Annotated in this window: 14 protein-coding genes; 2 read left to right on the plus strand and 12 right to left on the minus strand. The window is 58.5% G+C overall.

All coding sequences use genetic code 11. The features are described 5' to 3' along the window. Position 1: 1 nt before the first annotated feature. Positions 2-436: a copper chaperone PCu(A)C gene (locus A7976_RS12345; protein WP_082878123.1), complete on the plus strand. Its 435-nt coding sequence runs from the start codon at positions 2-4 to the stop codon at positions 434-436. Here the strand turns inward: A7976_RS12345 and A7976_RS12350 are convergent. From A7976_RS12350 to argJ, 4 genes are read right to left on the minus strand one after another with little or no spacing between them, the layout of a single operon-like run. Further along, complete coding sequence (locus tag A7976_RS12350) at positions 433-840, minus strand: hypothetical protein (protein ID WP_165601743.1); 408 nt, start codon at positions 838-840, stop codon at positions 433-435. The two genes, A7976_RS12345 and A7976_RS12350, sit on opposite strands and share 4 nt — an antisense overlap. Further along, entirely contained in the window at positions 837-1,778 is a 942-nt protein-coding gene (locus A7976_RS12355) for a Nudix family hydrolase (protein WP_067112349.1), read from the minus strand. Before A7976_RS12355 ends, A7976_RS12350 begins: the two co-directional genes overlap by 4 nt. Further along, positions 1,775-2,644: an ATP-binding protein gene (locus A7976_RS12360; RefSeq protein WP_067112352.1), complete on the minus strand. Its 870-nt coding sequence runs from the start codon at positions 2,642-2,644 to the stop codon at positions 1,775-1,777. Before A7976_RS12360 ends, A7976_RS12355 begins: the two co-directional genes overlap by 4 nt. Further along, positions 2,644-3,873: a bifunctional glutamate N-acetyltransferase/amino-acid acetyltransferase ArgJ gene (argJ, locus tag A7976_RS12365; RefSeq protein WP_067112355.1), complete on the minus strand. Its 1,230-nt coding sequence runs from the start codon at positions 3,871-3,873 to the stop codon at positions 2,644-2,646. Before argJ ends, A7976_RS12360 begins: the two co-directional genes overlap by 1 nt. Before the next feature lie 132 nt (positions 3,874-4,005). On the opposite strand from argJ, the gene A7976_RS12370 reads away from it, so the two are divergent. Further along, positions 4,006-6,405, plus strand: coding sequence for an ATPase, T2SS/T4P/T4SS family (locus A7976_RS12370; protein ID WP_067112358.1), 2,400 nt, complete (start codon positions 4,006-4,008; stop codon positions 6,403-6,405). A gap of 12 nt (positions 6,406-6,417) precedes the next feature. Here A7976_RS12370 and A7976_RS12375 read toward each other — a convergent pair whose 3' ends face one another. From A7976_RS12375 to A7976_RS12410, 8 genes are all read right to left on the minus strand, one after another. Beyond that, complete coding sequence (locus tag A7976_RS12375) at positions 6,418-6,903, minus strand: Rrf2 family transcriptional regulator (protein ID WP_067112360.1); 486 nt, start codon at positions 6,901-6,903, stop codon at positions 6,418-6,420. 28 nt (positions 6,904-6,931) lie between these two features. Next, on the minus strand, positions 6,932-8,557 hold the full coding sequence (locus tag A7976_RS12380) for an HD family phosphohydrolase (protein WP_067112363.1): 1,626 nt from the start codon (positions 8,555-8,557) through the stop codon (positions 6,932-6,934). Between the two features lie 18 nt (positions 8,558-8,575). Then, a complete protein-coding gene (locus A7976_RS12385; RefSeq protein ID WP_067112364.1) occupies positions 8,576-9,265 on the minus strand; it encodes an FHA domain-containing protein in 690 nt (229 codons plus the stop codon). A 130-nt stretch (positions 9,266-9,395) separates the two neighbouring features. Next, complete coding sequence (gene nusB / locus A7976_RS12390; protein ID WP_067112367.1) at positions 9,396-9,866, minus strand: transcription antitermination factor NusB; 471 nt, start codon at positions 9,864-9,866, stop codon at positions 9,396-9,398. Beyond that, positions 9,863-10,312 (minus strand): 6,7-dimethyl-8-ribityllumazine synthase, encoded by a 450-nt coding sequence (gene ribH, locus A7976_RS12395; protein ID WP_067112370.1) that lies wholly within the window; start codon positions 10,310-10,312, stop codon positions 9,863-9,865. Before ribH ends, nusB begins: the two co-directional genes overlap by 4 nt. A 7-nt stretch (positions 10,313-10,319) precedes the next feature. Further along, on the minus strand, positions 10,320-10,898 hold the full coding sequence (locus A7976_RS12400) for a phospholipase D family protein (protein WP_067112373.1): 579 nt from the start codon (positions 10,896-10,898) through the stop codon (positions 10,320-10,322). 3 nt (positions 10,899-10,901) lie between these two features. Continuing rightward, a complete protein-coding gene (locus A7976_RS12405) occupies positions 10,902-11,147 on the minus strand; it encodes a hypothetical protein (RefSeq protein ID WP_067112375.1) in 246 nt (81 codons plus the stop codon). Continuing rightward, on the minus strand, positions 11,144-12,145 hold the full coding sequence (locus tag A7976_RS12410; protein ID WP_067112378.1) for a formate dehydrogenase subunit gamma: 1,002 nt from the start codon (positions 12,143-12,145) through the stop codon (positions 11,144-11,146). Before A7976_RS12410 ends, A7976_RS12405 begins: the two co-directional genes overlap by 4 nt. Position 12,146: the final 1 nt, after the last annotated feature.

Raw genomic sequence — 12,146 nt, forward strand, 5'->3', positions numbered from 1 at the left:
CATGATCAAACGCCTCTGTGCGTCGCTGCTGCTGGTGGCAGCAGCGCTTTCCTGCACGGCTTCATCCGTCGCCATCGACCACGCCTGGGCACGCGCTACGGCGCCGGGACAGGATGTCGGGGCCGCGTATCTGGAACTCAAAAGCGCGACTGACCTGACGCTCACCAAGGCCGAAAGCCCGGCTGCCGGCAGCGTGGAAGTTCACAAGATGTCGATGAAGGACGGTGTGATGGAAATGCGCTTGCTGGAAACGCTGGCATTACCCGCAGGACAAACGGTAAAGCTGGAGCCGGGCGGCCTCCATTTGATGCTGTTCGGCCTGAAGAAACCGTTGAAGGCTGGTGAGAATATTCTCCTGACACTGCACTTCCAGGACAAGGGCGGCAAGGAATCGTCGATGAAAATCGATCTGCCGATCAAACGCAGCGCCGACTAACGGCTGTTGAAAGGGATTTCGTAACGGACGCCACCCGCCTCGACCATCATCAGCCAGTCCTTGCGGCCCTGAATACAGGCTGGCAGCATCACCTCTGCTTGCCAGCGCCCCACTCCATCGGCCAGCAGGCGATACCGGTTAAATCCCATCTCCATGCCGCGCATGTTGAAACTGGCATGAACCTCCGGCGCCTCCGGCAATTCCACGTAGACCTTGAAGCGCTGCAAGGCGTCCGGTTGCCGGTCGAACCGGACGCGCAATCCCGCCGGCGCTAACCCGCAACCTGCAACGATATCCTGACAGGGCACGGGTATCACTTGATCGCGACTGCCCAGCCGCGGCCACAGCAATCCGATCGCCAACACTACGACAATCAGAACCCACCATCCATGACGACGCATCATTTCCATATCGCCCGCTGCATCGCGATGCCGTGCGCGCCATGCGTCCAGGCATCGATCAGGCACTCTGGCTTCATGCCGCCCAGCGCGTATACCGGCAGCGAAAACTCCGCGATCATGCTCGCTAATGTTTCCCATCCCAGCGGCTGCGCCTGCGGATGACTGAGCGTCGTCATCACAGGCGACAACAGCACAAAGTCGAAACCGAGCTCTGCCGCGCGCCGCAACTCTTCGACATTGTGGCAGGACGCGGCGCATAGCAGCCCTTCCGGGCATGCCGGCAATGCCGCGAGATTGGCTGAGGAAAAATGCACGCCATCCGCGCCAATTCGTTGCGCTATTTCCGGTGTGCCATTCAGCAGAACGCGCGCGCCATAAGGCCGGCATATCGCGATGACTTCGGAAGCAAACGCCTCCAGTTCGGCCGGGGTCAGGTGTTTTTCACGCACTTGAACCAGTCGCAAGCCTTTTTCCAGCGATTGGCGCAGTCCGGCAAAGAAGGACTCCCTGCCCATTTCCTGCATGTTCGTGATGGCGTAAATCGACGGTAGGCGCAGCGCATCAAGAATCGGGGCATTCGCCGGAAGCAAGGGACCGACATCGATAGAGGCCAGATCTTGCCAGGAGAGCTGCTGATTTTCGCGACCATGCGGTTCGCCGCGCCATTGATGGACGGTAAAGAAGCGCAGTTTGACGGTACGCTCCGGGTAATCGAACGTGCGGGTCACCCACGGATAGGCTACTTCCGCCTCAACACCCAGTTCTTCATGCAATTCGCGCTGCAAGGCATGGAAAGGCGTTTCGCCTTCCTCGATCTTGCCGCCGGGGAACTCCCACCAGCCAGCCCACGGCTTGCCCTCCGGGCGCTGCCCCAGAAGAACCTGACCGTCATCGCGGCACAACACCGCAACGGCGGCTTCGACAAATGGCTTGGTGCTCATGAACGGCGCAAGGCCTGCCGGCCGGCCCAATCCCGCGCAAACTGCCACGCGACCCGGCCGCTGCGCGAGCCGCGCTGCAACGCGAATTGCAATGCCGCCTTGCGCGTTTGCGGAGTCAGGCGATTGATGTCGAAATGCCCCAACCAATGCCGCACAATGTCGAGATAGGCTTCCTGGTCGAATGGATAGAACGTAAGCCATAAGCCGAAACGCTCGGACAGCGAGATTTTTTCTTCAACAGTATCGCCCGGCCTGATTTCGTCGCCGACGTATTGGGTTTCGAGGTTTTCTTTCATGAACTCGGGCATCAGATGACGCCGGTTCGACGTCGCGCAGATCAGCATGTTGTCCGCGGCAGCGGCTACCGAACCGTCCAGCGCCACCTTGAGCGCCTTGTAGCCCGGCTCATCGGCATCGAAAGACAGATCGTCGCAGAAAATGAGGAAGCGTTCCGGACGATCGCGCAGCAGATCGGCAATATCCGGCAAGTCGACGAGGTCGGTCTTGTCCACTTCGACCAATCGCAAGCCTTCGGCAGAAAAATCCGTCAGTAGCGCCTTGAATAGCGAGGACTTACCGGTGCCGCGCGCACCGGTAAGCAACACGTTATTGCATGGCAGGCCGTGCAGAAACTGCCGCGTATTGGCGACCAACTGCTTTTTTTGCGGGTCGATATCCTGCAGGTCGGCAAGACGAATACGGTGCGGATGCTTCACCGCCAGCAAATAGCCGCGCCCTTGCTGGCGGCGCCAACGGAAGGCGTGTGCCGACCAATCCGTTTCCGGCAATGACGCGGGCAGCACCCCCTCAAGCCGCGCAAGCAGGCTTTCTGCACGACCGATCAGATTTTCGAAATCGCTGGCCATCAGGTACGATAGTCCGCGTTGATCTTCACATAGTCGTAGGAGAAATCGCAGGTCCAAATGGTGGCTTCGGCATCGCCTCGACCCAGCCCAACGCGCACGGTAATTTCCGCTTCCTTCATTACTCGCTGGCCGTCGGTTTCCTGATAGCTCGCCGCGCGGCCGCCGTTTTCCGCAACCAGCACATCGCCGAGATGCAGCTTGATCAGATTGACATCCAGATCGCCGACGCCGGCATAGCCAATCGCCGCAAGGATACGGCCGAGGTTGGGATCGGAAGCAAAGAAAGCCGTCTTGATCAGCGGCGAGTGAGCGATGGCATAGCCAATCTTGCGGCATTCAGCTTCATCGCGGCCGCCTTCGATGCGAATGGTCATGAATTTCGTCGCGCCTTCGCCATCGCGCACAATGGCCTGCGCCAGCACCATGGCAACTTCGGTAACCACATCGCGTAGCGCCTGGTAATCGGCACTTTGCGCATCGGTGATTTCACTGTTACCGGCCTGGCCGGTAGCCACAAGGACCAGCGAGTCGTTGGTGGAAGTATCTCCGTCCACGGTGATGCAATTGAAGGAGCGATTCACCGCATGCTGGATCATTGCATCGAGCGCGGACTGGCAGATGGCGGCGTCCGTGGCGATATAGCCCAGCATGGTCGCCATGTTGGGATGGATCATGCCGGAGCCCTTGGCGATGCCGGTCACGGTGACGGTCTTGCCGCCAAGCTGGACCTTGCGCGCAGCGCCCTTGGCCACGATGTCGGTAGTCATGATCGCCTGCGCGGCATCGAGCCAGTTGTTTTCCTGCAGGTTTGCCACGCTGGCGGGCAATCCGGCGACAATGCGATCCACCGGCAGCGGCTCCATGATGACACCGGTGGAGAACGGCAACACCTGCTGCTCGGTGCATCCCAGCAGCCCAGCTACCGACTGGCAGGTCTGGCGCGCGCGGCGCATCCCTTCTTCGCCGGTACCGGCGTTGGCGTTTCCGGTATTCACCACCAGCGCGCGAATTTCGCTGCCGGAGGCCAAATGCTCCTTGCACAAGACGACTGGCGCGGCGCAGAAGCGATTCTGCGTGAACACGCCGGCCACACGGCTGCCGGGTGCCAGCTGCATGACCAGCAGATCCTTGCGGTTCGGTTTGCGGATATTGGCTTCAGTGACGCCGAGTTTCACGCCGGGAATGGGAAAAAGGTCGCCGACGACGGGAGGCTGCAGATTAACGGGCATGATGTTTTCCGGGATGTTCGATTGCCCGATTTTACCTTAACTCCCGATCACTACGACTTTATGCGAATTGACTTTCCGGGGTGTCATGATATTTTACTAAAGATATATATGTTTATTTTTAAGGAATAGCCAATGGCAACGACGCCGAATGCCATTCCCATAACGGCAGGGATTACCAGCCTGGCTGAAATCGGCAGTGAGCTTGCTTTCACCAAAAAGCTGCAAGCTGTCAGCAACAAAATCCACGCCACCACCAACATCGATCAGATCATTCTGGATGTCAGTCACGACATCTGCCAGGTGTTCGAGGCCGAGCGCATTACCATATTCACGGCCAGCGAAGACAAGACAATACTGATCTCGAAGATCAAGACCGGTCTCAGCAGCTATAACGACGTGCAGCGCCCGATCAGCCGCATGGCGATTGGCAAGCAGAGCATTGTCGGCTTCGCCGCCGCCAACAAGATCCTGGTCAACATCGCCGATGTTTACGATACCGAAGAGCTGAAGCGCATCAGCCCGGAAATCAGCTTCCTCAAGAATGTGGACCAGCAGACCGGTTTCCGCTCGCGCCAGACACTGGTGTTTCCTATCCTGGATCCAAGCAGCGCCGAATTGATCGGCGCGGTACAACTGACAAACACGCTGTCCGGCCTGCCTTTCTCGCATCTTGCCGAGCACGGCGCCAGCGAGATCGCCAAGACGCTTGCCATCGCATTTACTCAGCGCCAGGCTTGTGCCGGACCGATCAAGACCAAGTTCGACCTGCTGATTGCGGAAAACATCATTTCCGCTTCGGAGCTCGAATTGGCGCAACGTTCGGCGCGCAAGAAAAAACTGGCGCTGGAGGATGTGCTGATTGACGAATTCCAGGTCAAGCCGGCAGACGTGGGGCATTCGTTGTCGGTCTTTTTCGGCGTCCCTTATGAGCCGTATCGCGCGGATCATGTGCGCCCCATGAATCTGCTGAAGCACCTGAAGCATGACTATGTGCAATCCAACGGCTGGATCCCCATCGATGAAACGCGCGAAGAAGGACTTGTCATCCTTACTCCCGACCCGGAAAGCGTGCGCAGTTCGCGCATCGTCAATAACGTTTTCCCGAAATATCCTAAGATCACCTACAAGGTCTGCCTGAACCGGGATTTCGCCAATACGGTCAGCCTGTTTTACGGCATCGGGGCTTCTTCGACGCATATCGATGAACTCATTTCGCACATGGGGGCGGAGGAAGAGGAGGAATTCGGCTTTACCGCGGAGGATATCTCGGCCGCCGAGGACAACGAGCTGGTCAAGCTGGTCAACAAGATCATCATCGATGCCTATACCCAGGGCGCCTCGGATATTCATATCGAACCCTACCCCGACAAGAGCAAAGTCGTCGTCCGCTTGCGCCGCGACGGCACGCTGATGCCCTATATCGAGATTCCGCCCAGTTATCGCAACGCCCTTGCGGCGCGCATCAAGATCATGGCGGAAATGGACATTTCCGAGCGGCGCGTGCCGCAGGACGGCAAGATCAAGTTCCGCAAATTCGGTCCGGTGGATATCGAACTGCGCGTCGCTACCGTTCCGACTGCGGGTGGGCTGGAGGACATCGTGCTGCGCCTCCTGGCTTCCGGCAAACCGATTCCGATCGACAAGCTCGATCTCGCCCCGCAGTCGCTGGACAAAATCAAACACCTGGTGAGCAAGCCTTATGGTTTGTTCCTGGTATGCGGCCCCACCGGCTCGGGCAAGACCACGACACTGCATTCGGCGATGAGCTACATCAATACGCCGGAAACCAAGATCTGGACGGCCGAAGACCCGGTGGAAATCACTCAGCGCGGCTTGCGGCAGGTGCAGGTCAATCGCAAGGCCGGTTTGAATTTCGCGACCATGATGCGGGCATTCCTGCGCGCCGATCCGGATGTGATCATGGTGGGCGAAATGCGCGACAAGGAAACCGTCTCATTGGGCATCGAGGCCTCGCTGACCGGCCATTTGGTGATGTCCACGCTGCACACCAACAATGCCCCGGAATCGGTGGTGCGCCTGCTCGACATGGGCATGGACCCGTTCAACTTCTCCGACGCGCTGCTAGGCATACTCGCGCAACGACTGGCCAAGCGCTTGTGCGTCTGCAAGCAACCCTACACGCCGAGCCCCGAGGAAATCGACAGCCTGCTGACCGAATATTGCCGGGAACTGGAATCCACCGAAAGCTGGATACACGATCCGCAAGCCGCGCGTCAAGCCGTTATGGATCAGTGGGCACTATCCTTTGCCGACAAGGATGGCAAGTTCACCCTGTACAAAGCCGTCGGCTGCGACAAATGCAACAGCGGTTATCGCGGCCGGGTCGGTCTGTTCGAATTGCTGGAAGGAACGGACGCCATCAAGAAAGGCATCCAGGAGCACCTGCGTGTCGCCGAGTTGCTGGCGATTGCGCTGGAAGACGGCATGCGCACACTCAAGCAGGACGGGATCGAGAAGGTATTGAAGGGCATCACCGACATCAAGCAGGTGCGGTCGGTCTGCATTAAATAGAAGCAGGCGCTCCTAGGAGGTGCAGCCCGGTATCTGCACCGGTGTCGCCGGAAGCAGGTTATGGGGAATATCGCTGAGCCGGTATTTCCCGCTGCGCACCGCGTCGCTCAGCATGGCCAGCGTCTGCCCGGTCAGCATCTTGATGACCTCCTGCTTGATGGGCGTCCATCTGTGATGCATCGGGCAAGCCGTGGCATCACTGCATTCCTTCAGCCCAAGCAGGCAATCCTTGGTGAACTCAGGCCCTTCGGTGATCAGAAGGATGCGCATCAGATCGATTTTTTCCGGCTCTTCCCGAAGACAGAAGCCTCCCAGGCGTCCGCGATAAGACGTCACCAAACCACCCTTGCACAAGGTTTGCATGATTTTGGCAAGATAGGCTGCCGGCACTTGCAGCTTCTCGGCCACTTCGCGGCTGAGTATGGGTGCGCCTTGATCCTGCGTCGCGATATAAATCAGGGACTGGACAGCGTATTGGCTGGTGCGTGAAATCAACATGAGAGTATCGGGTTAAGGGTTGGGGTGATTATGGCACGTATCCCGGGATCGTGCTTTCATCGACCGTATCGATCTGCTCGGGCTCCAGAAACTGCCGGGCATATTCGAGATAGACCTTCTGGCGGATGAAAATATCGAACAGGTCGGGATCGACGTGGTGATCCAGCTTCATCTTGCCCAGAATGAAAAGCGACTCGGAAAGCGTCTTGGCTTTCTTGTAAGGCCGGTCGCGCGCAGTCAGCGCCTCGAAAATATCCGCGATACCCATGATGCGCGCGGGAATCGACATCTGCTCGCGCGTCAGGCCGCGGGGGTAGCCCTTGCCGTCCATGCGCTCGTGGTGGCCGCCTGCGTATTCCGGGACCCGCTGCAGATCCTTGGGATACGGCAGCGATTCCAGCATATTGATCGTCACCACGATATGGTTGTTGATGATCTCGCGCTCTTCGGCCGTCAGCGTGCCGCGCGCGATATTGAGGTTATATACCTCGTTCTCGCTGAGGAACGGAACCGGCTGCCCCTCGGGATCAAGCAGCGGATAGGCGGCGATGCTGCGCACCCGTTCCTGGTGTTCCGGCGTCATGAATTCGCCGCCGACATTGGCGTTCCGCAGGAACGCGCGATCCTCGTCCAGATGTTGCCGCAAGGTCTGGAACTCCGACTCCAGTGTCGCCAGCCGGGCCGTATCGCCGTCCAGCGCCGCATCGAGCTGGCATCGCAGCATTTCTGTTTCCCTCTGTTTCTTCAGCAGCTCGAAGCGCTGATCGACCAGTTCGATGCGGTCGAAAATGGTGGAAAGCTTGGTCGCCTTGTCCACCACATACTCCGGCGTCGTCACCTTGCCACAATCGTGCAGCCAGGAAGCGATCCGCATTTCGTACAGTTCCTTGTCGCTCATGCGGAAATCGCGCAGCGGGCCTTCTGCACAGGCGTTAGCGGCTTGCGCCAGCAGCATCGACAATTCCGGCACGCGGCGGCAATGGCCGCCGGTGTAGGGCGATTTCTCGTCAATCGCTTCCGCGATCAATTCGATGAAGGATTCGAAAAGCTGCTTCAGACCCTGAATCAGGTTATGGTTGGTCAGCGCCACGGCCGCCTGCGACGCCAGGGATTCCGCCAGTTGCTGGTTTTCGGTCGAGAACGCGATGATGTCGCCGCTTTCTTCGTCCAGTGCATTCAACAGTTGCAGCACGCCGATGATCTCGTTCTCGTGATTCTTCATCGGAATGGTGAGGAAGGATTTGGACCGATAGCCCGTCTTCTCGTCGAATTTGCGCGTGCCGGAAAAATCGAAGCCCTCGGCGACATAAGCATCCTCGATATTGACGGTGCAATCGTGCAGCACGCTGTAGGCTGCAACCATGTTGTTGTTCGGCGAGCCGTCCTCCGCATAAAGCGGCAACGGGGCAAACGGGATTTCCTTGCCGGTGGTGCCGCCCAGCGCAATACCGAGCGAATCGGTACGCATGATCTCGAAACGGAGCGTCCTGTCGTCAGTGACGGTATAGAGCGTTCCGCCGTCGGCACCGGTAATTTCCTTGGCACCCAGCAGGATCATTTCCAGCAGGCGCGGCGCATCGCGCTCGGCAGATAGCGCAATGCCGATGGCATTAAGGCGCTCCAGCCGTTTCAGCAGCTTTTTAAGTTGCGGCATATCCCTTCCCTGCAGGCTTTACTTGTCAGCCAGGTAATACTCCATTTTCACGCCGGCCAACTCAATCACGTCGTGATCATGAAGTAGATGCGCCTGCATTCCGATGGGATTTCCGTTGACGTCGGGCGAACGCTCGCCTTCCACATGCGTAATGAAGTAGCCCTGCGGACGCCGTGTAATCACGGCCACCTGCACACCCGCCTTGCCGAGTGTGGTGAGGGTTTTGGTAAGCTGCATTTCCTTGCCGGTGGCCGGGCCGTTCAACACCTGCACGCGGGCAGGCGGCAAATCGCCGGCTTCCGCCGCATCCTCCGCCTGTGCAACGGATTGGGGCTCGGGCACGAACTCTTCTTCCGCGGAAGGCTGCATCATGATGGTATTTTCGAAATCGACCTGCCTGGCTCCGCCGTTAGCGGTGGCAGATTCATTCACGTAGGTGAGTTTGTGTTTGCCGATGGCAACGACATCGCCATGGCGCAGCGTCTGCTTTTGCACTTTTTTGCCATTGACGACGCTGCCGTTGGTGCTGCCCATATCCTCAAGCAGGGTTTCGTCGCCTACGGTAATGACGCGAGCATGGTCGCCGCTCACTGCAAGATTATCGATGTGAATATCGTTGGTTGCCCTGCGGCCTATCGTCAGGCATTTCTTTTCAAGCGGGTATTCCCCGAGCAACGCACCATCGAGCGTAAGAATCAGTTTCGACATATCTACCCCGTGTTGAACCGCCTTTTTATCGAAGCGGTTTATTTTTTATGTGCCGGGCAGGAAGACCCGCGAACCCGTCAAATCTTACACCGGATTGGAAAATCGATACATATGGGAAGCTGCGGCTCGTTTATTTGCGGCTTCTGCGGCCGTTTTCGCGTCCGCACTCGTCCGGGCGGGCTTCGGCAGCCAGCTTGTCGAGCACGCCGTTGACGTATTTATAGCCGTCGGTCCCGCCGAAACGTTTGGCCAGCTCCACGCCTTCGTTAATCGCAACGCGATAAGGAATGCTGAGGTCGTGGACCAACTCGAAAGCGGCGATACACAGGATCGCATGCTCGATCGGGCTCAATTCGGCGATGCTGCGATCCAGCAGCGGAGCAATGCGTGCATCGAGTTCGTCGGCGCATTCCGCGACGCCGCTCAGCAGACCTTTGAAGTATTCGATATCCGCACGCGGGTAGTCTTCGTCCCCTTCAAGATTCTCGATGATTTCCTTGAGCTCGCCGCTGCCGAGGAACAGGCTGTACAGACCCTTGAGGGCCAGTTCGCGTGACTTTCGGCGATTCTGGCCGGGTTTGGGTGTGGATTTTTCTGTCATAGCGATTTCAGCAGGTTGACCATTTCAATCGCCACGGACGCAGCCTCGGACCCTTTGACGGACATGCGTGCCAGCGCCTGGTCGTCGTTGTCCGTGGTGAGAATCGCGTTGGCGACGGGTACGCCGGTTTCCAGTTGCACTTCGGAAATTCCGCGCGCCGACTCATTGGACACGACTTCGAAGTGATAGGTATCGCCGCGAATCACCGCTCCCAGCGCGATCAATGCGTCGAACTTGCCGCTCAAGGCCATTTTCTGCAGCACCAGAGGCGTCTCCAGTGCGCCCGGCACGGTCGCCAGCGTTACCGCATCGTCCGCCACACCCAACTTGCGCAGTTCGGCCTTGCACGCGCCGAGCAAGCCATCGCCCACGTCACTGTTGAAGCGCGACAGCACGATGCCGATGCGCAGACCGCTTCCATCAAGGTTTTGTTCGATTTCTTTCATGATTTTCCTAATGTAATACAAGTGGCCGCGAATGCGCGAAATGACGCTGCCAGTTCGCGACGTAAGAGCGAACCAGGACGTCGTTGCCGCCGATGAAGACGACATTTTCCGCGTTTTTGTGTTGCGCTGCACGGGTAAAATTGTAAGAGCCGGTAACAATCAGTGCGGACGGCTGTCCGGCATCGATCACCATCACTTTGTTATGCGCGCTCTGGTGCTCGCCGTCGAGCCACACCGGCACACCGGCACGCGCCATTCCGGTCACTTGTTCGCGCTTCATTTTTCCGGTCTGCTCGGTGTCGGCGATCAGCTTCACATCGATGCCGCGCTTGTGGGCATCGATCAGCGCACGCGCAATGCCGTCATGGGTAAAGGAAAACGCCTGAACCAGTACCTGCTTGCGTGCCTGGCGGATGGCGTCGATGATTTGTCCGGCGGCATCGTCGCCCGGCGTGAATGCCACGCGCACATTGGCCGTCACCGGAGCGGCAAGCGGCGTTGCCATCGGCTCCAGAGCCCACGAGGCGGTCACGGCCAACAATCCGCCAAGTGCGCTTGCCCAGCGCGCGATATTCGATACGGTCATGAATTATTTCGCTTGGGTAATGACAGGAACGGGGTGAGGTGTATGCGGGTTCTTTGCCCGGTAACGGCTGGCGACACGATCCTGCGCCTTGGCCAGAGCAGCTTTCGCGGCCTCGTCACCCAATGCTTTTTTCTCGGCGGCAGCAGCTTTTTGCTGCGCCTCTTCGATGGTTGGCGCAGGCAATTTGGCCAGCACCATCGTCGGGCTGAGAAGCGCTGCCGACAGCATCCATACGTTCAGTCGCTTCATGCCTTGTCTTTCATTTCTTCGTACCAGAGTTCGTGGTGCTCCTTCGCCCAGGTTTCGTCGACCATGCCGGTCTTCATCGCCTTGAATGCACCCTCCGCACCCAGAGTACCCATGTAGATATGGCCCAGGCCGGCAGCAATGAATAGCAGCGCGCCGATGCCGTGCACCGTGTTGGCAATCTGCATGGTCTGGCGGGTTTGTTCGAAAGTCGGAAAATCCAGCACCAGGCCGGAGGCACTGACAATCAGGCCCAGAAACGACACGCCACCCCAGAACCAGGCCTTTTCACCGATGTTGTATTTGTAGGAAGGCACATGTTTCTTGCCAGTGACAACAAGGTGCACATTGAGCAGCCATTGCAGATCGATGGCCTTGAAAAGGTTGTCGCGCACGAAGGTGATGAACATCGCGAGCACCGCCACGGCAAAGAACGGCCCGACAATGTTGTGGATGTTCTTGCCGATGATCGCTACCCAGGAGAATGCATCATGGCCGATCACCGGAATCAGCACGTGCTTGCCGAACAGAATGATGATTCCGGTCAGCGCCAGGATCACGAAGGATCCGGCAGCGCTCCAGTGCACCACCTGCTCCTTGCGCGAAAAACGGCGGATTTCCCGGCCGGCAGGCGCAGAGTGTACTTTCAGCGGGCCAAATATCAGATAAAAGGCAAGCATGAGCGCCGGTGTCACCATCAACAGCCAGCCGCCATAGAACGTCACTGGCCCATTGCGCAGCACGCGCCAGTCATGGCCTTGCGTCTGCTGGAACACGCCCGCGTCGCGGATGCGCGACTGCGTGACGCCGGCAGCACCGGATTCCGCCTGGCGCTGGGTGTCGGATTTGACGCCGGCCGTCCGGCCTTCTTCCTGCGCGAATGGCGTGGCGCTGCTCATGCCGTCCGCGGGCGGAACGGCTTCTTCGGCATAACCCACCGTGACCATGGTCATCATGCACACCGCCAGCATCAGTCTCAAGAAATTCTGCAACATAGACATC

This window comes from Methylobacillus sp. MM3 (assembly GCF_001645185.1).
Classification (GTDB): Bacteria; Pseudomonadota; Gammaproteobacteria; order Burkholderiales; family Methylophilaceae; genus MM2.

Bases quoted from the DNA above. Each gene is read 5' to 3' on its own strand.
- A7976_RS12345 (WP_082878123.1), top strand. From the start codon at position 2: ATGATCAAACGCCTCTGTGCGTCGCTGCTGCTGGTGGCAGCAGCGCTT.
- A7976_RS12350 (WP_165601743.1), bottom strand. From the start codon at position 840: ATGATGCGTCGTCATGGATGGTGGGTTCTGATTGTCGTAGTGTTGGCG.
- A7976_RS12355 (WP_067112349.1), bottom strand. From the start codon at position 1,778: ATGAGCACCAAGCCATTTGTCGAAGCCGCCGTTGCGGTGTTGTGCCGC.
- A7976_RS12360 (WP_067112352.1), bottom strand. From the start codon at position 2,644: ATGGCCAGCGATTTCGAAAATCTGATCGGTCGTGCAGAAAGCCTGCTT.
- argJ (WP_067112355.1), bottom strand. From the start codon at position 3,873: ATGCCCGTTAATCTGCAGCCTCCCGTCGTCGGCGACCTTTTTCCCATT.
- A7976_RS12370 (WP_067112358.1), top strand. From the start codon at position 4,006: ATGGCAACGACGCCGAATGCCATTCCCATAACGGCAGGGATTACCAGC.
- A7976_RS12375 (WP_067112360.1), bottom strand. From the start codon at position 6,903: ATGTTGATTTCACGCACCAGCCAATACGCTGTCCAGTCCCTGATTTAT.
- A7976_RS12380 (WP_067112363.1), bottom strand. From the start codon at position 8,557: ATGCCGCAACTTAAAAAGCTGCTGAAACGGCTGGAGCGCCTTAATGCC.
- A7976_RS12385 (WP_067112364.1), bottom strand. From the start codon at position 9,265: ATGTCGAAACTGATTCTTACGCTCGATGGTGCGTTGCTCGGGGAATAC.
- nusB (WP_067112367.1), bottom strand. From the start codon at position 9,866: ATGACAGAAAAATCCACACCCAAACCCGGCCAGAATCGCCGAAAGTCA.
- ribH (WP_067112370.1), bottom strand. From the start codon at position 10,312: ATGAAAGAAATCGAACAAAACCTTGATGGAAGCGGTCTGCGCATCGGC.
- A7976_RS12400 (WP_067112373.1), bottom strand. From the start codon at position 10,898: ATGACCGTATCGAATATCGCGCGCTGGGCAAGCGCACTTGGCGGATTG.
- A7976_RS12405 (WP_067112375.1), bottom strand. From the start codon at position 11,147: ATGAAGCGACTGAACGTATGGATGCTGTCGGCAGCGCTTCTCAGCCCG.
- A7976_RS12410 (WP_067112378.1), bottom strand. From the start codon at position 12,145: ATGTCTATGTTGCAGAATTTCTTGAGACTGATGCTGGCGGTGTGCATG.